An 18957-nucleotide genomic window follows, 5' to 3' on the forward strand; every position below is an offset into this window, starting at 1 on the left:
CTCAGGCTGGCTTGTGCCTGCGCGTTTCGCTGGTTACGTTGCCGGAGGCAGGGCCAACGCCGGGAGAAGCATCCGTGAGCATCGAATTCCTGTTGACGTCACTGATTGTCGTGGCTTCGCCCGGCACCGGCGTTCTCTATACGCTGAGCGCCGGCCTGTCGCGCGGCGCGCGCGCCAGCATCATCGCTGCTTTCGGCTGTACGCTCGGCATCATCCCGCATATGGCGGCCGCCATCACCGGCCTGGCAGCGCTGCTGCACACCAGTGCTGTCGCCTTCGAGACGCTGAAATATCTGGGTGTCGCCTACCTGCTCTACATGGCCTGGAACACGCTGAAGGAGGGCGGCGGTTTGAGCGTCGCGCAGGATATCGCGCCGCGCTCGGCCGGCAAGATGATCGCCTCGGGCGTCCTCATCAACATCCTCAACCCAAAACTGTCGATCTTCTTCTTCGCCTTCCTGCCGCAATTCGTCAGCACCACCGAACCGCATGCGCTGTCGAAGATGCTGGAGCTCAGCACCGTCTTCATGCTTTTGACCTTCATCGTCTTCGTCGGCTACGGCATCTTCGCCGCTTCGATCCGCAGCCATGTCGTGTCGCGGCCGATGGTGCTGACGTGGATGCGGCGCACCTTCGCCGGCGCCTTCGTCGCGCTCGGCGCCAAGCTGGCGCTGGCGGAGCGGTAGCGCCAGCCGGCGCTACCCCTTGACGTAGCCCATCGCCTCGACGATCCGGCCGTCGGCGACGCGCATCAGATTGACGCCGCGCAGCGAGTTGCCGTCGGCCATGAAATAGCGCCAGCGGATCGTCGCCCGCTCGCCGGCGACGAAGGTTTCCTCGACATCGAAGCGCGTGCCCGGTTGGGTGGCGATTGCCGACCATAGCGCGACGCATGCTTCCTTGCCCGCATGGCGCGCGCCATCCGGCGCCGGCACGGTGTTTTCGATCACGCAGTCCTCGCCCACCAGTTCGGCAAGCGCCGCAGGATCGTGGCGCTGGAACACGTCGTTGTAGCGCCGCATGATCTCGGCCGTCTGCTGGGACAGGTCGTTCGCGGCCCGGTCCATGACAAGCTCCTGTGTCATCTCCATTCTCCTGGTTTTATTGACTTTTAGCGACCTCGACGAGCACGGCCTTGAGCGTGATCTGAGGCACGCCGGCAAGCGCGCGCGAGACGAGGCAGCCTGCCTTGGCGGATCGCGCAAGACGCTCGAATTCGTCTTCCGCGAGATCCGCGACCTCTGCTTCTGTTTCAAGGTCGATGCGGGTGATCGTCGGTCCGGCCGTGCTGGTGCCGAGATGCACTTTGGCGACGGTGTGGATCCGTACGGGGACATGGCCGCCGCTGCCGAGTACGGCGCTCAGCGCCATCGAGAAGCAGCCGGCATGCGCCGCCGCGATCAGCTCTTCGGGGTTGGTGCCGGGGCCATTCTCGAAACGCGACGGAAAGGAATAGGCGCCTTCGAAGACGCCGCTGCCGAGCCGCAGCCGGCCCGAACCTTCTTTCAACGACCCCTGCCATTGGGCCTCTGCTTCACGGATGGTCATTCGTTTTCTCCTCGATAATACCACTGGCATATGTAGACTGATCTACATATTATGTAGACCGATTGTCATATTCGAGGCAAGGTCTATAATGCTCACTCCTGACAGAGGCTGACATGGCGAACGATACCCGCACCCGCATGCTCGAGGCGACGGCACTGCTGCTGAGGCAGCGCGGCTATCACGGCACCTCGCTCAACGATATTTTGAGCGCCTCCGGTGCGCCGAGAGGATCGCTCTATTTTCATTTTCCGGGCGGCAAGGACCAATTGGTCGTCGAGGTGACGCGCGACAGCGTTGAAAAGGTCACGCAGTGGATGGGTGAGGCGCTCGCCGCCGAGCAGGACCCGGCGGTGGCCGTCCACCACATCTACCAGGCGGTCGCACGCATGCTGGAGGACAACCAGTTCACGCTTGGCTGTCCGGTCGCGCCCGTGGTGCTGGACTCGCCGGCCGACATGCCGGAGCTGGCCGAATTATGCCGGTCGGCTTTCCAGCAATGGGTAGGCCTGCTGCAGGCGGCCTTCGTCAGGGCAGGGGTGCCCGAGCGCCGCGCTCACGCTCTGGCGCTGCTTGTCGAATCATCGCTGGAAGGGCTGATGGTGATCGCGCGCGCCACCCGCGACCGTGCCCCGGTGCTGGCGGTGGCCGATGAGGTCGCCGCGCTGGTGGAAGGTGCCTTGCCGGCCAAGATATCACCGTCTCGGCGGGCTGACGCCGCAGTCTGAGCAAGCCGCGAAATGCGCTACGAAAAAGGGCGGCATCGCTGCCGCCCTTTCCTCAAGCTTTGCGAGACGGATTTCCTAGAAATCCATGCCGCCCATGCCACCCATACCGCCAGGCATACCGCCCGGCATGCCGCCGCCAGCCGACTCCTTCTTCGGAGCCTCGGCGATCATGGCTTCGGTGGTGACCAGCAGGCCGGCGACCGAGGCCGCGTCCTGGAGAGCCGTGCGCACGACCTTGACCGGATCGACGATACCCATGGCGATCATGTCGCCATATTCGCCGGTCTGGGCGTTGAAGCCGAAGGTCGCGCCCTTGTTCTCGAGGATCTTGCCGGCAACGATCGATGCTTCCGCACCGGCGTTGGACGCGATCTGGCGGGCCGGAGCCTGCAGCGCGCGACGCACGATGCTGATGCCCGCGGTCTGGTCGGAGTTGGCGCCGACAGCCTTGATGCTCAGCGAAGCACGCAGAAGCGCAACGCCGCCGCCGGGAACGATGCCTTCTTCGACGGCCGCGCGGGTCGCGTTGAGGGCGTCATCGACGCGGTCCTTCTTTTCCTTGACCTCGACCTCGGTCGCACCGCCGACGCGGATGACGGCAACGCCGCCCGCCAGCTTGGCCAGACGTTCCTGCAGCTTCTCCTTGTCGTAGTCCGAGGTGGTCTCCTCGATCTGCTGCTTGATCTGGGCGACGCGGCCCTGGATCTCGGCCTTCTTGCCGGCGCCGTCGACGATGGTGGTGTTCTCCTTGGAGATCGACACCTTCTTGGCGCGGCCGAGCATGTTGAGGCCGACATTCTCGAGCTTGATGCCGAGGTCTTCGGAAATGACCTGGCCACCGGTGAGGATGGCGATGTCTTCCAGCATGGCCTTGCGGCGATCACCGAAGCCCGGCGCCTTGACGGCGGCGATCTTCAGGCCGCCGCGCAGCTTGTTGACGACCAGCGTGGCCAGAGCCTCGCCTTCGACGTCTTCCGAGATGATGACCAGCGGCTTCGAGGTCTGCACGACAGCCTCGAGGATCGGCAGCATGGCCTGCAGGTTGGAGAGCTTCTTCTCGTGGAGAAGGATGTAGGCGTCTTCCAGATCCGCGACCATCTTGTCGGCGTTGGTGACGAAGTAGGGCGAGAGATAGCCGCGGTCGAACTGCATGCCTTCGACGACTTCGAGTTCGGTCTCGGCGGTCTTGGCTTCCTCGACCGTGATGACGCCCTCATTGCCGACCTTCTGCATCGCTTCGGCGATCATCGAGCCGACCGAAGCATCACCATTGCCGGCGATGGTGCCGACCTGGGCAACCTCTTCCGAGGTCTTGATCTTCTTGGCGTTCTTGATCAGCGTCGCGACGACGTCGGCAACCGCAAGATCGATGCCGCGCTTCAGGTCCATCGGGTTCATGCCGGCGGCAACCGACTTGTGGCCTTCCTGGACGATCGACTGCGCCAGAACGGTCGCGGTCGTGGTGCCGTCGCCGGCGATGTCGTTGGTCTTCGAAGCAACTTCGCGGACCATCTGCGCGCCCATGTTCTCGAACTTGTCCTCAAGCTCGATTTCCTTGGCGACGGTGACGCCGTCCTTGGTGATGCGCGGGGCGCCGAACGACTTGTCGATGACGACGTTGCGGCCCTTGGGGCCGAGCGTGACCTTCACCGCGTCGGCGAGGATGTTGACGCCGCGCAGCATGCGCTCACGGGCGTCGCGGGAGAATTTTACGTCTTTGGCAGCCATTTTTAGCTCCTGGCAGGGGCTTGGATTGAGCCCGAAGATTTAAGTGACGGTGAGGCCGGTATTCAGCCGATGATGCCCATGATGTCGGATTCCTTCATGATCAGAAGGTCTTCGCCATTGAGCTTGACTTCGGTGCCCGACCACTTGCCGAACAGGATGCGGTCGCCGGCCTTGACGTCCAGCGGGACGAGCTTGCCGGCTTCGTCGCGAGCGCCGGAACCAACGGCGATGATCTCGCCTTCCTGCGGCTTTTCCTTCGCCGTATCCGGGATGATGATCCCGCCGGCGGTCTTGGATTCGGATTCAACCCGGCGTACGACCACGCGGTCATGAAGCGGGCGGAACTTCGACTTTGCCATTTTTTATTCCTCGATGAGAATGGTGAGAACAGTTCCTCCGTCCGGCGGCGCCGGACAACCAGTAAAGCCCGGCGACGCCGGACTTGCGATTAGCACTCACCAATGGCGAGTGCTAACGTGGCGGTGAGATAAGCCGGCGGCTTGCGAGAGTCAAGGCGCGAGAGAGCCTAATTCAGCCGTGCCGCTCCGGGATGATGACGCTGCCGGCGCCGCGGCCACTCAACTACCAGAAGCGGGCGCTGTTTTGCCATGCCATAGGCCCGGTGGAGGTGATGCGAATGCTGTCGAACCGGCCCGGCCGATTTTCTAAATATTTGACTATGTCAAATAAATGGTTGACGCTGTGCGGGCAGGAGGATGCCATGACGAGTCATCATCAACCCAGCAAGGAGCGGATCGATGCGGTGCGGGCCTTCAACCGCTTCTACACCCGCCAGATCGGCCTGCTCGACGAAGGATGGCTGAAAAGCGCCTTCTCGCTGACCGAGGCTCGGGTGCTCTACGAACTGGCGCATCGCGATGGCCTGACCGCTACTGACCTGGCGCGCGATCTCGGTCTCGATCCCGGCTACCTCAGCCGGCTGTTGAAGAAGTTCGAGGAGCGCGGTCTGGTCGAGCGCACAGCGACGGAAGCCGACGCGCGGCGCTCGTCGATCACGATGACGCCGGCGGGAAGAACGGCCTTCGCGCCGCTGAACCAGGGTTCCCACGATCAGGTCGCGGCCTTGCTCGGCCGGCTCCCCGCTCTGGACCAGGACAGGCTGGTCAAGGCCATGCTGACGGTGCAACGCCTGCTGGACGAGACTGCGGAGCCCAAGGTCCCCTACATGCTGCGGCCTTTGCAGGTCGGCGATATCGGCTGGATCATCCATCGCCAGGGCCTGCTCTACGCGCAGGAATATGGCTGGGACGAAACCTATGAGGCGCTGGTCGCCGAAATCCTCGGCGCCTTCGTCAAATCCTTCGATCCGAAATGGGAACGCAGCTGGATCGCCGAGCGGGAAGGGGAGGTCGTCGGCTCGGTCTTCGTCGTGCGCAAGTCGGATACGGTGGCGAAGCTGCGCCTGCTCTATGTCGAACCCTCGGCGCGCGGTCTCGGCATCGGCACGCGACTGGTCGAGGAGTGCATCGGCTTTGCCCGTGCGAAGGGATACAAGACGCTGACGCTGTGGACCAACGACATACTCACCTCAGCGCGCCGCATCTACGAGGCATCAAGCTTCAAGCTGGCCGACGAGGAACGCCACCACGCCTTCGGCGAGGATCTGGTCGGCCAGAACTGGAACCTGGAGCTGTAGCGCTCTTCCTGCGGCTGCCATGCAACTTGCCGGCCTCTGGCACAATGCGGCGCCTTGAATGATAAGCACGCTTATAATATATGTCGCTCATGGTCTCCGACGGCATCGACAGATTGGGCTTTTTGATCCACGACGTGCAGCGCTTGATGCGCAGGCGCTTCGAGGCGAAGGCCAGTGGGCTCGGCCTTTCCTCGGCGCAATGGCGGCTTATGGTCCGCGTCGCCAAGGAAGAAGGCATCACGCAAGCGCGGCTCGCCGAGCTTCTCGAGATCGAGCCGATCAGCGTGTCGCGCCTGGTCGACCGTATGGAGGAGGGCGGCTGGATCGAGCGCCGGTCCGACGCCGCCGACCGCCGCGTCCGCATGATCTTCCCGACGGTCAAGGCGAGCGAGGCCTACGCGGAGATCAAGAGCCTTGCTGGCGAAGTCTATGAAGAATCGCTGACCGGCGTGTCGTCGCAAGATCGCCGCGTCCTGATCAAGGCACTGGAGGCGATGGCCGAAAACCTGGCGGACGGCGAGACGCCGTCCTGCGAGAAAATCAAGGGTGCAGAAGGCGCAGCAGCATGAACGCGGTAGCCAAGGTAGATGAGAATGCGACCAAGCTGGAGATGGAAGCTCCCGTGCAGCCGGCGGCAGCTCCGGTGGCGGTCGCTCCGCAGGGTGCACCGGCTCCGCTGGCGCCGAAGAAGAAGCGCCGTGCCGGCCGATTCCTTTTGATGTTTGCGCTGCCTGCAGCGCTGATCGCCGGCGGCAGCTATGTCTGGGTGACCGGCGGCCGCTATCAGGAAACCGAGAACGCCAATCTGCAGCAGGCCAAGGTGTCGATCGCCGCCGATACGGCGGGTCGCATCGTTCATGTCGATATTTTCGATAACCAGTCCGTCAAGCAGGGCGACGTGCTGTTCGCTATCGATCCCGAGCCCTACCGGATCGCATTGGCCCAGGCCGACGCAGCGGTGGCCGGCGCGCGCCTCAATGTCGAGCAGCTGCGTGCCGCCTACAGCCAGGCGGTAGCGCAGGAGAAGTCCGACGCCAGCCAAGTCGGCTACGCGCAGTCGCAATACGACCGGGCTGCCGACCTTGCCCGCAAGGGCATCAATGCAAAGGCTTCGCTGGACGAGGCCAGGAACGATCTCGACAAGGCCAAGATGCAACTGGCCGTGGCCCAGCAGGGCATCCTCAGCGCCAAGTCGGCGCTTGGCGGCAATCCGGATATCGAGACCGACAAGCATCCGACCGTGATGGCGGCACTCGCCGCGCGCGACAAGACTGCCTACGATTTGGCGCGGACCACGGTCAGGGCGCCCGCCGACGGCATCATCAGCCAGGCTGCCTCGTTCAGGGTCGGCCAGTATGTCGGCTCCGGTACGCCGCTGTTTTCGTTGGTCGAGACCGGCGACACCTGGATCGATGCCAATTTCAAGGAAACCCAGCTCACCAATATGAAACCGGGGCAGAAGGCCGAAATCGTGGTCGACGCCTATCCGGGCAAGGCCTTCGAAGCCACGGTCAAGGCGATCGGCGCCGGCACGGGGGCCGAGTTCTCGCTGTTGCCCGCCCAGAATGCCACCGGCAACTGGGTCAAGGTCACCCAGCGCATTCCGGTGCGCCTGGAACTGGCCGACGCCGACGCCAGGATGGCGCTGCGCACCGGCATGAGCGCGACAGTCACGGTGGACACCGGCGTTTCTCGCGGGCTTCCGGGCATCTTCGGCCACGCCACGGCAGGTCAGGCGCAATAAGACGTCGGACGTAGAATTCTCGCCTCACAGCGATAGGAAAAGCACGAGAGGAGATGACAGGATTGGTCCGGTGGGACGTGCGGTGAGGGTTAGGGTTTGGACCGGGCTGCGTTGCGGCCTGACCGAAGCCTGAACAACGCGACGCAGCCCCTTCGGTCCTCAGGTTTCCGGGCGGCAGGTGTCCGTCCTATCGAGACGCTCGGTCGATGTAACCCCCACATCGATAGTCGCGTCCCACCGCGATGAGGGTCTCTCCATACGGAAGGCCTCGCCGCCCGGAAGCCTTTCGCATCGGCCCGAAAATCGAATCGATTTTCGGAAAGCACGATGCGAAGGGTCAAGGTCTTAGAGCGCACTTTGTGCGTCCAAGTAGACGCATGTTGCTCTAATGTACACGTTTTTGTTACCTGCCGGAAGTTCCGCATCATGAGCACGCCAGAACCCTTTCGCGAAGTGCCGCATCGCGGCCTGATCACCGTTGCGCTCATGCTGGCGACGATCATGCAGGCGCTCGATACGACGATTGCCAACGTCGCGCTGCCGACCATGACCGGCGATCTCGGCGCCTCCCCTGACAACATCAACTGGGTACTGACTTCCTACATCGTGGCCGCGGCCATCATGACGCCGGTCACCGGCTGGCTTGCCGACCGCCTTGGCCGCAAGGAACTGTTTCTGACGGCGGTGGTCGGCTTCACCGTCTTCTCGATGCTGTGCGGTCTGGCATGGAGCCTGGAGAGCATGGTGCTCTTCCGCCTCATGCAAGGCGTGTTCGGCGCGGCGATCGTGCCACTGTCGCAGACCTTCCTGCTCGACATCAACCCCAAGGAGCGCCACGGCCAGGCGATGGCTATCTGGGGCGCCGGCATCATGCTGGGACCGATCCTCGGCCCGACCCTGGGTGGCTGGTTGACCGAGAATTTCAACTGGCGCTGGGTCTTCTTCATCAACCTGCCGGTCGGCATCATCGCCTTCCTTGGCATGGCCGCATATCTTCCCAGCATTGCCAGGCGGGTGCGGAGCTTCGATTTTTTCGGCTTCGCCATGATATCGCTCGGCGTCGGCGCGCTTCAGCTGATGCTCGATCGCGGCGGCGAGGTCGACTGGTTTTCCTCGGTCGAGATTTGGATCGAGCTTGGTCTTTCGATAACCGGCTTCTGGGTGTTCATCATTCACACGATGACGGCGGAGCACCCCTTCATCGACCCGAAGATCTTCCTCGACCGCAATTTCGTGACCGGGCTGGCATTCATCTTCGTCATGGGTGTGCTCATCCTCGCGAGCATGTCGCTGCTGCCGCCAATGCTCTCCACCATCTTCGGCTATCCGACCGTCACCATCGGTGTCGTCATGGGGCCGCGCGGTGTCGGCACGATGATTTCGATGCTCTTGGTCGGCCGCATCATGCACAGGGTCGATGCCAGAATCCTCGTCGTCATCGGCTTCCTGCTGACCGCGCAGTCGCTCCATACGATGTCCAGCTTCTCGCCGCAGATGGACGATTGGCTCATCATCAGTTCCGGCGTCATCCAGGGGCTGGGAATGGGCATGGTGTTCGTGCCTCTGTCGACCGTGGCCTTCGCCACGCTCGACGCACGCTTCCGCACCGATGCCACGGCGCTGTTCAGCCTGGTGCGCAATCTCGGCTCGTCGATCGGTGTGTCGGTGGTGACGGTTCTGCTGGTCCGCAACACGCAGGTCAACCATGCCGAGCTCTCGGCCTACGTCAATCCGTTCAATCCCAATATCTGGGCGGCCTCGCCAGCGGCGGCGGGCGGCGATCCAACGGCGCTTTCCCAGGTGGACAGGCTGGTGAATATCCAAGCAATGATGATCTCTTACGTCAATGACTTCAAGCTGCTGATGATGATGACGCTGCTTGCCGTCCCGTTTGTTTTCCTGCTGCGCAAGCCAAGGGCCGGCCCGTCCGCCGGGGGGGCAGCAGCCGCGCATATGGACTGACGGCTGCCGATTGGTCGACGTGCCAGTCATGCCTCCTATCTGCCCAGAACCAGGCTCCAGTAGCGCAGCGAGCTGTCGCGGCCGTCGCGGACATAGGCCAGGCCAAAGCGCGTGAAGCGCGGGTCGAGCATGTTGCGGCGATGGCCGGCGAATGCATCCAGATATCGAACAGTTTCGGCTCGTCGAAGCGGCCCGCGGCGATGTTTTCGGCGGCGGCACCGGCGATGCCGTTGCCCCGGACGCGCGAGGCAAATCCCTTGCCCCAGCCGGTGGTGTGGGTCATGCGGCCGCCGCGCGCCATATAGCCGGCCTGCTGCAGGGCCGCCTGCTCGAGCCGGGGATCCGGGACAAGCGGTGCGAGACCGGCGGAAGAGCGGATGCCCGCCAGCCTGCCGGCGGCCGAGGCCGAGACACCGGCGCCTTCGCCGGTGGGCAGCACGGTGGCGCAGGCAGCGAGCGCGGCCAGTGTGGCAAGGCCGGCAACCCTGAGCAGCATTCGCCTGTTAAGGCTTGATCGGACTTCGTCATTTTCGATTTTCGCAACGGTCATGCCCGCCTGACATAAGCGCGATCATGGCTTTTGCCGGGCAGGCGCTCAAAAATCGCGGTCGCTGCGGCGTCTTCCCAGCAGTGAAATCCGACGCGTGGTACCGGGACGGAATACCAGTTTGGCTCGTCGGAGACCTTTAATTCTCCTCTTTGCGAATGGCAGCGATGCGCCGCTTCGGGCGCCATCAAGGGACATTGATCGATGAAATCCACGGGCATTGCCCTCACGGCAAAAGACAAGCCTATGTCCTGACCAGAGCAAGCCGGCGATCCAAACGATGCGCTCTTTAGTCGGGAAGGCCAGCCTTGCGGTAGCCTTCGACGAAGCGCTGGAGCACTTCCTCGTTGTCGAATGGCTGCGATGTTGCCCAGTGCCTGATGCTGAAATGGGGATCGTTCATCATAAAGAATTCCGCCTCCTGACGGGCTTCATCCAGGCGCCCGAGCTGCGCGAGGGCTGCCGCAAGCAAGCGCCGCGACGTGGTGCGGTAGGTTTCCGGCTTGCGCAAAGCCTCGACCGCGGATTGATAGTCGCCGAGCGCATAATAAGCTTGGCCTGCCATCCAATAGTACCATCCCGGTGGGCGCGGATTGAGCCGCAACGCCCGCTTCACGAATTCGACGCCCTTGACCGCGTCGCCTCTCAGGGTGATGAGATCCGAGCGTATCGCCCAGGCATCGGCATGATTAGGATCGAGCTTGAAGGTCGCCTCGAACTCGGCATCCGATTCCGCGTAACGCCGTTCGTGACCAAGTATGATTCCCAGCCCCCAGCGGTTCCCCGCATCGTTAGGGTCGAGCGCCACAGCCCGCTGCGCTTCCGCCAGGGCGCGAGGCTGGTTGGTTTCCTTCGGCTCGTTCCAGAACAGCCAGCCGAGCCAAAGATTGAGGGCCAGCAAGCTATGTGCCTCGGCATAGTCGGGATCGAGTCCGATCGCCTTTTCCAGGAGCATGCGAGCTTCCCGCGCGCCTAACCCGGTCTGAAAACTGACGCCGCGGGCTCGCACGCAAAGGTCATAGGCTTCGAGACTCGTCGGCCGTTTGCGCGCCGGCTGTCCGGCCAATCGGCCGACAAGGGCTTCGACGATCTTGGCCGTAACCTCGTCCTGCACTGCAAAGATGTCCTTGAGGCTGCTGTCGTAGCGCTCGGCCCAGATATGATCGCCGCCGATCGCGTCGATCAGCTGCGCATTGATGCGCACGCGCGCCGCAGCGCGCCGGGCGCTGCCTTCAACCACATAGCGCACCCCAAGATCACGCGCGGTCAAACGCACATCGACCGACCGCCCCTTGTAAGCAAAGGTTGAGTTGCGCGCGATGACGAAGAGGCCGGCTGAGCGAGACAGGTCGGTGATCAGGTCTTCGGTCAAGCCGTCGACAAAGGTTTCCTGCTCCGGATCATTGCTCATGTTGGTGAAAGGCAAGACCGCGATCGAGGGCTTGTCGGGCAATTCGAGCGATGCCGGTCGGCCGACCGGAGCGGCTCTCGGAACGTGCAGGTTCACCCGGTAGCAGTATATCGGCTCGGCTATGTTCTTCACCCGCTGCTCGCCCATGGGCTCGAACGCAAACGCCAGCTTCTGCCTGACCTCCTTGGACACCTTCTCCGAAACGCAGATGCCACCGGGCTCGGCGAGTTGTTGGAGACGCGACGCCACGTTCACGCCCTCGCCATAGCGATCGTCCCCTTCGACGATCACTTCTCCAAGGTTGATTCCGATCCGGACTTCGAAGCGCTGGTCTTCGGCGACGCTCGCGTTACGCTCCGCCATGCCGCGCTGAAGCGTGACCGCGCATTCGACCGCATCCACCACGCTGCCGAACTCCGCCAGCAGGCCGTCTCCCATCAGCTTGAAGATTCGCCCGTGTCGCGTCGCGATTTCCGGCTCGAACAGCTCTTTGCGGCCACGTTTCAGCCGGTCGAAGGTGCCCGCTTCATCCGCCTCCATGAGCGCCGAGTAGCCGACAACATCGATGGCAAGGATTGCAGCGAGCTTCCGCTCCATGTTGGGCCTCAGTAAAGATTCACGACTCGCAAGCCGCAGGTCAGAGGCAGGCAGGACCGGCGCCTCCGGCCTTACCGGCCTATAATACCACAGATCACGCCTCAAGGGCGGCCCGAACCGGATACCCCTGAAGCATCTGGAGACGAGGACGCTCAAATCAGGTGTTGTCATCCTCCATTACGCGCCGGAGAGCAAACAATGACGATCGATCCGCTCTTTCCCGTCGACCAAAAGCGGGTCGCGTTTGGGCGGATTCAAGCGATGCGCTTTTAGTTCTTGTTTTTATGCATGTCGTTATCGCAAAACCGCTGCACACTTTTGCGCGACATGCATTTAGGCTTGTCGAAATGGGAGGGCTTGGGGAAGCGGCGCGCTCCGGACGATCGGCGGCCAAGGGGCGTAGCAGCCATCACCTTAAATCTGTGAATGACCGCTTATGGATCTGGCGCGGCCAGCTCGAAGAGCTGAACTAAGGTCGGAAGCTGTCGTCGCGCAACTCTGAGGCGTGAACGGCAGCTACGCTCTACTTATTCCTGAAACCGCCAGTCGGCTGCCGGCCCGAACGCGACGTTAGAGTCTCTGCTCGGCAATGATGGCTTCTGGCGCTACCCGCGCATTCCGATAATCGGCCCGGACGGCAAATCCCACCCAAAGCGGTTGCCCGGCCTCGGGCATCATGCGTCAGATCTTCACCACTGGCTATTCCGCCGCCACGAGCGTCGTTTCCGGGGTCGATGAAACCCGGCCGACTCGTTCATCCTCGGTATGTTCCCACCAGTCGCCAAGCGCGTCGATGAGCGGCACAAGCCTGAGGCCGGGCGCTGTGAGGTCGTAGTCCACGCGCAGCGGATAGCCGGTATGCGCCGTTCGCCGCACGATCCCGGCTTCCTCCAGCTTGCGCAGTTCCAGCGCCAGAATGCGGTGCGATACGGTCGGGTTGTCGCGCCTCAGGTCGCTGAAGCGCTTGGTCCCGTCCTTGAGATAGTAAGAGCAGCAAGGTAGGCCAGCGACCGCTGAGCACACGCATAGCCTCTTCGATCGGGCAGCTTGAAACGACGTCTTTCATGGGCGGACCGTGGTTACAGAATTGTGCGTAATTTACATGGGGCGACCAGCGTTTAGGGTCAAGCTTCGCTGCGCGGCGTGATCCCCTACATGGAAGAGACAAAGAAATGGAACCTATCCTCCTTTATGGCTTCCCGCTGGGAAGTTCGATGGGGCTCGTCGCTGCCTTTGAACGCGTCGGACAGCCTTACCGCCTGTGTCGTGTCGACATGCTCGCCGAGATGAAGAATGATGCCTATGCCAGCATCAACGGCCGTCAGGAAACGCCGGTGTTGATCACGGACCAGGGCAGGGTGCTGACCGAGACCATGGCGATTGCCGCGTGGCTCGAGGCCCGCGACACGCAACGTCGTATCAGCTTCGACCCCCGCTCGCCGGAAGCCGACCGGATGCATCAGTTGATGGCTTTCGTGAACACCGGCTTCACTGCCGCTTTCACCCCGCTGTGGGCCGCATATGAGATGGAATCGGCCGAACCGACCCTGCTGGCGACCTTGCGTGACTTTGGCCGCAAGGCCGTTACCAACCGCCATGACCGGCTTGAGGCGATGATCGGCGGCACGGACTTTCTGGTCGGCGATCGCCTGACGCTGGCGGATACCACGCTGATCGGCGTGGCGCGCTGGGCGGAGTTCCACAAGGCGGTCGACGGGGCAGCCTATCCTAGGCTGGCGGCGTTGCGCCGCCGGATCGAAGGCGATCCGGTCGTGCAATATGCGCAGGCCATCGAGGATGGCGAAAAGCCCACCGGCTCGGGCGCCTGCCTTGGCCATGTCCCGCTGGCCGAGGTGATCGAGCGCTTTGGCGCCTAGCTTTTGTCACGCATCTCAGTCGCGCGGCGCCAAAGTGCTTGGCGCCGCGCGGTGACCGTCCGCAGCGATTTTCCAAGGGTGGGATGGTTGCGGCGTTGGTGAGTATTGTGCCTGCCTGGCATAGTGGCGATCGCGGCTTTGCTTTGGCCGGGCAGGGCGGTGAATCCGTCCACGATCGGTCATGTGATCAGGTGGGATGCATTGACGCGCATCCAGTCGGCAAGCGAATCCAGTGTGCCACGCAAGGTTCTGCCCAGCGGCGTTATCTCATACTCCACGCGCGGCGGCATCTCGGCATAAACCTTCCGATAGACCAGACCACGACGTTCGAACAGGCGCAGCTGCCGCGTGAGCTCCTTTTGCGTAATCGGTGCGACGGCCCGCTGCAGGTCGCCGAAGCGGATCGGACAACCGGTGACGATCAGGCGGTAAAGAATGGGAATGGCCCATTTTCCCGAAACCAGATTGACGAAATCGATCATCGGGCAACGATCGGTCGCGCCATTTCCGCCCTCGACTGGCGGTACCTCGATGGTTTTTGCCTGTGCCATGAAATTATTTCCTTTAGTACCCATTCGGTGCCTACTATACAAAGCATACTATCATGTCGACAATGCCGTTCTCATTGTCGTTGGGAAGGCGGATCATGGGTCGTTTGAAAGGCAAATATGCCCTCATTACCGGGGCAACCAGTGGCATCGGTCTCGAAACCGCACGCCAGTTTCTCGCCGAAGGCGCCACGGTGGCAATCACCGGCAGGAGCCCGTCCGGGCTGGAAGCCGCGCAGCGCGAACTGGGCGGATCGGCGCAGGTGATGAGGAATGATGCCGGCAATCTCGTCGACCAGCGTGCGCTTGCCGCCGAGCTCGCGCAGCGCTGGCCTCGGCTCGATATACTCAACATCAATGCCGGCGACGTGATGCACCAGCCGCTGCAGGATTGGGACGAAGCGGTCTACGACCGTCTGATGCAGACCAATCTCAAGGGGCCGTTCTTTTTGATCCAAGCCCTGTTGCCGATGTTCTCCAACCCGTCGTCGATCATCCTGTGCGGCTCGGTCAGCGCCCATATCGGCTTGCCACAGAGCAGCGCCTACGCCGCGAGCAAGGCCGGCCTTTTGTCGTTGGCGCGCACCCTCTCGGGAGAGATGATCGGGCGCGGTATTCGCGTCAATGGCCTCAGCCCCGGGCCGACCGAGACGCCGGCCCTGGGCAAGCTGGGTCTGCCCGAAGCGGAAGAGAAGGCATTGGGCGATCAGATACGCGCACTGGTGCCGATCGGCCGCATGGGCAAACCCTGGGAACTCGCCAAGGCGGCGGTGTTTTTGGCATCTGATGAATCGAGCTTTGTCGTTGGCACGGAACTGCTCGTTGATGGCGGCGTGGGAAATCTGTAGTCGGATGTCCGGACCATGGACTTGGCGACAAGCGCGCCTAGATCGGTTATGATGCCTCCTGTTCTTGAAGTGGCAGCTACGGGCGGCTATCCTGGCGGTGACCGCCCCCGGCACACGGGAGGAAGGTTATGGCCAGCTTTCATGTCATGTCGGACGCGCGTGGAATGCACGTGCAGCCCACGGTGCGCCGCATCACCACCGCGGACCTGATGGATGCGTTGCGGCTCGGCTACGAGGATTTCTGGGCGAAGCCCTCGCACTACGTGTTCCTGTGCCTGATCTATCCGGTCGTCGGCCTGATCCTGACGCGATGGAGCTCCGGCTCCAACGCCATCCAGCTCATCTATCCCCTGATGTCCGGCTTCGCGCTGATCGGACCTTTTGCCGCGATCGGTCTTTACGAGATCAGCCGGCGACGCGAACTCGGCATGGACAGCTCCTGGCGGCACGCGCTCGACGTGCGCCACTCGTCGGCGCTGCCGGCGATTGCGGTCATAGGCATCATGCTGCTGGCACTGTTCCTGCTGTGGCTGTTCACCGCGCAATCGATCTACACCAGCCTGTTCGGCAATCAGCCGCCGGATTCGATTGTCGGCTTTGTGCGTGAGGTGCTGACGACGACCCGCGGCTGGACGCTGATCCTGCTCGGCAACGCCGCCGGCTTCGTCTTCGCCGTGATCGTGCTGGCGACGACGGTCGTCGCCTTTCCGCTGCTGCTCGACCGCGATGTCGGCGCTGTCTCGGCAATCGAGACCTCGGCGCGGGCGGTGATGACAAACCCGCTGCAGATGGCGCTGTGGGGTCTGACGGTCGCCGTGCTGCTGGTCATCGGCTCGATCCCGCTGTTTGCCGGTCTCGCCGTCGTCATGCCCGTGCTTGGCCATGCGACGTGGCATCTCTACCGCCGGGTGGTCGAGCCGGAGCGGGCTCAGCGGGACCGGCGGCCGATGTAGGAGAGCGCAGCGTCAGCGCTGGGCGTCCGTCGCCATCTTCAGCGCCAGTGCGGTCAGCACCGTGCCCATCATCCAGCGCTGTATCACCAGCCACAGCGGCCGGCCGGCGAGGAAGACGGCGATCGAGCCGGCCGTCACCGCGATGATCGCGTTGACGGTGAGGCTGATCGCGATCTGCGTGGTGCCGAGCACCAGAAGCTGGGACAGCACGTCGCTCTTGCCGGGGCTGATGAACTGCGGCAGCAGCGACAGATAGAGCACCGCCACCTTCGGGTTGAGCAGATTGGTCATCAGGCCCATGACGAACAGCTTGCGCGGCTTGTCCTTCGGCAGTTCCCGCACCTGGAACGGCGAGCGTCCGCCGGGCCTCACTGCCTGCCAGGCAAGCCACAAAAGGTAGAGCGCGCCGGCAAAGCGCAGCGCGTCATAGGCGTAAGGCACGGCAAGCAGCAGCGCGGTGATGCCGAATGCCGCCGACAACACGTAGAAGACAAAGCCGAGCGCCACGCCACCGAGCGAGATCAGGCCGGCCTTCGGTCCTTGCGACAGCGACCGCGAGATCAAATAGATCATGTTCGGGCCAGGCGTCAGCACCATGCCGAGGCAGACCAGCGCGAAGGCGAGATGATTGGCGGCTTCGGGCACGGGCGTATCTCCGGATGGCGATGGGGACACACCCACCACATGCTTTCATCAGCCGCAAGAGCATGAGGGCCGAAGCCTTTGCGCCAGCGCCGCTGTCAGGCTGTCAGTCGGAAGAACGGTTAGGTCAGCGATCCTTCGCGCCCGCTCTGTCCGCCAGCCCTGTCATTTCCAGGCGATGGAGCGCCGCTCAGCCGACGATGCGCAGGTTCGACAATTCGTCGGCGATTTCCTTGAAATTGTCCGACAGCGTCGCTCCGGTAGCGTTCCAGAACAGCTTGGCCGGTTTGGTCGGATCGGTGGAATCCTTGCGGAAGCGCGAGTCCGAGGAACAGGCCTTCAGCGCGTCGAGCGCTTTCTTGTCGCCGGCATCGCTGGTCGACAGGTCGAGCGCGACGGTCATGACGAGAATGTTCGCATTCTTCGCGTTGGCGCAAAGGGTCTGCATCTGCTCGTCCAGCGCGGCCGTGTAATTGGTGCTGGTGTAGGTGGTCTTGCCGATGCTGGTGCTTGTGTTCATGAACAGGCGCGTCACGCTTCCCGACCCTGGATATGTCAGGCCGGTGTAACCGTAGGCGGCGTAGGTCGACCAGTTGTTGGCATAGCTGCTGTCGCTGACGGCGCTGTAGGTATTGGCGCCGTCGGTCAGCACGATGACCACTTTGTCGTTGCCCCTTTCGGTGTTCGGTCGGCCCTGCGCGAAAGGTTCGTTGCTCGACACCGTGCGCCAGCCCCAGGCAAGGCCTTCCGGCACGTTGGTGTTGCCGTTGGGCGCCATGGCGTCGATGGCGTTCTTGATCTCTTGTTTTTGCGCATCCTGGCTCACGTCCTTGAGCGTCGTGATCGGGTTGGTCGTGCAGGACGAATTCGGACCGTCGCCCGAGCCGGCCGACTTCGAGCCGTAAGGCTTGACCAGGAAATATTTGCGCATGTCCGACTGCCGCTCGGAAGCGGTCGGATTTGCGGTGTATGGCCAGTCGGCCCACCAGTTGTTGCCGTAATTATACAACGTGCTGTCGACGTCGTTGACGCCGTCGCGGTTGAAATCGAGCCAGAGGGTGCCGGCCTCGTCCGGTGCGAACATCGGCACGAACAGCGTGGCCGGCGTGGCGGTGTCCGGCGTCGTGTCGTCGTTATTGTACGGGTACGGCCTCGCCTCCACGCAACCCTGCCAACTCGCATAGCGGCTGGTGGTGTAGATATATTCCGGGGTGGTCCAGTGCCCGTATCGACACGTGCCGTTTCTTCTGTATTCGTCGCAAATATATTGCTTGGTGTTGGGCACCTCTTCGCGGCCGGACTCGACCGTCATGTCGGCATAGAGGCTGAAGCGGGTCAGCGGCTGGTCCTCGGTGTCTCCCCAGCCGGTCCCGCGCTTGTACCAGACGCCGTTGACCTTCTCTGCATATCTGTTCGGGTCGTTGGCCGAGGTCATCGCCGCCCAATCGAAATTCTCATGCTGGATCGGGGAGGTGCCGTACTGGTCCATCCAGCTGTCCTGGTCATGCGTGGGGCCGACATTGACCGACGCGGCGAACGGCACGAGAGAGAACTGCACCGGTTTGCTGATCTGCTTCATCTGCTGCGCCTGCAGTGCCAGCGTATCGACAAGCTGCTTGGCGGCTGCCTTCAGCAGATCTATCCGCTTCTGGCCGGTGCCGGAGCCCAGATTGTTCATCGAGCCGGAATTATCGAGTGCAAGGGCTACTTCCAGCGTGTTCTTGAGGCGGATTTCCGAGCACGCCGTGAAGGTTGTATCGCTGGTGGTCCCGCCCATCAGCACGGCGGCGGCCGGCAGAAAATAGGGATGGTACGTCAAGTCGCTGCACAGTTTCAGCGTGCCGCCACCCGCATTGTTGTTGGGCAGGGTGACGGTGAGCAAAGTGTTCGCCGGATCGACGCGGCCGAGATTGGCTTCGAAGAAATCCTTGGCATAGGCCCTGATGTCGGCTTCGCTTGCACCGGCAACGATCTGCCGAGCCGTGGCGATGCCGGCGGCATCCAGGGCGTTCAAGGTATTCTGCTTCTGGCGGAGCAGTTCCGAGTAGTCGACGCTGAGCGCCAATCCGCCCATCAGCGGCACCATGGTGATAACCGTCATCAGCGTGTAGTTGCCACGCCGGTCGCCACCGAATTTTCGGATCATTGCCTTCAGAACCCCGCCAGAACC

General features: G+C 62.8%; 18 protein-coding genes and 2 pseudogenes. 9 read left to right on the forward strand and 11 right to left on the reverse strand.

All coding sequences use genetic code 11. The annotated features are described in order from the left end of the window. The first annotated feature begins 74 nt into the window (after positions 1-74). Complete coding sequence (locus tag EJ066_RS19625; protein WP_126040803.1) at positions 75-686, forward strand: LysE family translocator; 612 nt, start codon at positions 75-77, stop codon at positions 684-686. Positions 687-698: 12 nt separating this feature from the next. Here EJ066_RS19625 and EJ066_RS19630 read toward each other — a convergent pair whose 3' ends face one another. After that, positions 699-1085, reverse strand: a complete 387-nt coding sequence (locus EJ066_RS19630) for a nuclear transport factor 2 family protein (RefSeq protein ID WP_126040805.1) — start codon at positions 1083-1085, stop codon at positions 699-701. A 16-nt stretch (positions 1086-1101) separates the two neighbouring features. After that, positions 1102-1548 (reverse strand): OsmC family protein, encoded by a 447-nt coding sequence (locus EJ066_RS19635; protein WP_126040807.1) that lies wholly within the window; start codon positions 1546-1548, stop codon positions 1102-1104. A gap of 113 nt (positions 1549-1661) precedes the next feature. Here EJ066_RS19635 and EJ066_RS19640 point away from each other — a divergent pair, with 113 nt between their 5' ends. Beyond that, on the forward strand, positions 1662-2273 hold the full coding sequence (locus EJ066_RS19640; RefSeq protein ID WP_126040809.1) for a TetR/AcrR family transcriptional regulator: 612 nt from the start codon (positions 1662-1664) through the stop codon (positions 2271-2273). A gap of 75 nt (positions 2274-2348) precedes the next feature. Here the strand turns inward: EJ066_RS19640 and groL are convergent, their stop codons facing one another. Then, positions 2349-4001: a chaperonin GroEL gene (gene groL, locus EJ066_RS19645; protein WP_126040811.1), complete on the reverse strand. Its 1653-nt coding sequence runs from the start codon at positions 3999-4001 to the stop codon at positions 2349-2351. 62 nt (positions 4002-4063) lie between these two features. Next, positions 4064-4360: a co-chaperone GroES gene (gene groES, locus EJ066_RS19650; RefSeq protein WP_006203049.1), complete on the reverse strand. Its 297-nt coding sequence runs from the start codon at positions 4358-4360 to the stop codon at positions 4064-4066. Between the two features lie 362 nt (positions 4361-4722). Here groES and EJ066_RS19655 point away from each other — a divergent pair, with 362 nt between their 5' ends. From EJ066_RS19655 to EJ066_RS19670, 4 genes are all read left to right on the forward strand, one after another. Next, positions 4723-5658, forward strand: coding sequence for a helix-turn-helix domain-containing GNAT family N-acetyltransferase (locus EJ066_RS19655; protein WP_126040814.1), 936 nt, complete (start codon positions 4723-4725; stop codon positions 5656-5658). A gap of 89 nt (positions 5659-5747) precedes the next feature. Continuing rightward, the gene (locus tag EJ066_RS19660) at positions 5748-6227 is read left to right on the forward strand and encodes a MarR family transcriptional regulator (RefSeq protein ID WP_126043976.1); all 480 of its coding nucleotides are present in this window, start codon (positions 5748-5750) and stop codon (positions 6225-6227) included. Then, positions 6224-7402 carry an HlyD family secretion protein gene (locus tag EJ066_RS19665; RefSeq protein ID WP_126040817.1) on the forward strand — a complete coding sequence of 393 codons (1179 nt, stop codon included), beginning with the start codon at positions 6224-6226 and terminating at the stop codon, positions 7400-7402. Before EJ066_RS19660 ends, EJ066_RS19665 begins: the two co-directional genes overlap by 4 nt. Positions 7403-7828: 426 nt before the next feature. Continuing rightward, complete coding sequence (locus EJ066_RS19670; RefSeq protein ID WP_126040819.1) at positions 7829-9364, forward strand: DHA2 family efflux MFS transporter permease subunit; 1536 nt, start codon at positions 7829-7831, stop codon at positions 9362-9364. A 35-nt stretch (positions 9365-9399) separates the two neighbouring features. Here EJ066_RS19670 and EJ066_RS19675 read toward each other — a convergent pair. From EJ066_RS19675 to EJ066_RS19695, 4 genes and pseudogenes are all read right to left on the reverse strand, one after another. Beyond that, positions 9400-9914, reverse strand: a pseudogene (locus EJ066_RS19675) (CAP domain-containing protein). Beyond that, on the reverse strand, positions 9911-10153 hold the full coding sequence (locus EJ066_RS19680) for a hypothetical protein (protein WP_145964712.1): 243 nt from the start codon (positions 10151-10153) through the stop codon (positions 9911-9913). Before EJ066_RS19680 ends, EJ066_RS19675 begins: the two are co-directional and overlap by 4 nt. 47 nt (positions 10154-10200) lie before the next feature. Then, on the reverse strand, positions 10201-11919 hold the full coding sequence (locus EJ066_RS19685) for an adenylate/guanylate cyclase domain-containing protein (RefSeq protein WP_126040823.1): 1719 nt from the start codon (positions 11917-11919) through the stop codon (positions 10201-10203). A 699-nt stretch (positions 11920-12618) separates the two neighbouring features. Continuing rightward, a pseudogene (locus EJ066_RS19695) lies at positions 12619-12985 on the reverse strand (helix-turn-helix domain-containing protein). Between the two features lie 106 nt (positions 12986-13091). Between EJ066_RS19695 and EJ066_RS19700 the strand changes: the two are divergent. Next, positions 13092-13796: a glutathione S-transferase family protein gene (locus EJ066_RS19700; RefSeq protein ID WP_126040825.1), complete on the forward strand. Its 705-nt coding sequence runs from the start codon at positions 13092-13094 to the stop codon at positions 13794-13796. 179 nt (positions 13797-13975) lie between these two features. Here the strand turns inward: EJ066_RS19700 and EJ066_RS19705 are convergent, their stop codons facing one another. Further along, positions 13976-14347 carry a helix-turn-helix domain-containing protein gene (locus EJ066_RS19705; RefSeq protein WP_126040827.1) on the reverse strand — a complete coding sequence of 124 codons (372 nt, stop codon included), beginning with the start codon at positions 14345-14347 and terminating at the stop codon, positions 13976-13978. Positions 14348-14442: 95 nt separating this feature from the next. On the opposite strand from EJ066_RS19705, the gene EJ066_RS19710 reads away from it, so the two are divergent. Both EJ066_RS19710 and EJ066_RS19715 read left to right on the forward strand, forming a co-directional pair. Further along, positions 14443-15192, forward strand: coding sequence for an SDR family oxidoreductase (locus EJ066_RS19710; RefSeq protein WP_126040829.1), 750 nt, complete (start codon positions 14443-14445; stop codon positions 15190-15192). A gap of 128 nt (positions 15193-15320) precedes the next feature. Beyond that, positions 15321-16145 (forward strand): DUF2189 domain-containing protein, encoded by an 825-nt coding sequence (locus EJ066_RS19715; RefSeq protein WP_126040831.1) that lies wholly within the window; start codon positions 15321-15323, stop codon positions 16143-16145. A gap of 12 nt (positions 16146-16157) precedes the next feature. On the opposite strand, the gene EJ066_RS19720 is transcribed toward EJ066_RS19715, so the two are convergent. Further along, complete coding sequence (locus EJ066_RS19720; protein ID WP_126040833.1) at positions 16158-16790, reverse strand: LysE family translocator; 633 nt, start codon at positions 16788-16790, stop codon at positions 16158-16160. Between the two features lie 187 nt (positions 16791-16977). Beyond that, positions 16978-18933 carry a pilus assembly protein gene (locus EJ066_RS19725; RefSeq protein ID WP_126040835.1) on the reverse strand — a complete coding sequence of 652 codons (1956 nt, stop codon included), beginning with the start codon at positions 18931-18933 and terminating at the stop codon, positions 16978-16980. Positions 18934-18957: the final 24 nt, after the last annotated feature.

The organism is Mesorhizobium sp. M9A.F.Ca.ET.002.03.1.2 (assembly GCF_003952365.1).
Lineage (GTDB): Bacteria > Pseudomonadota > Alphaproteobacteria > Rhizobiales > Rhizobiaceae > Mesorhizobium.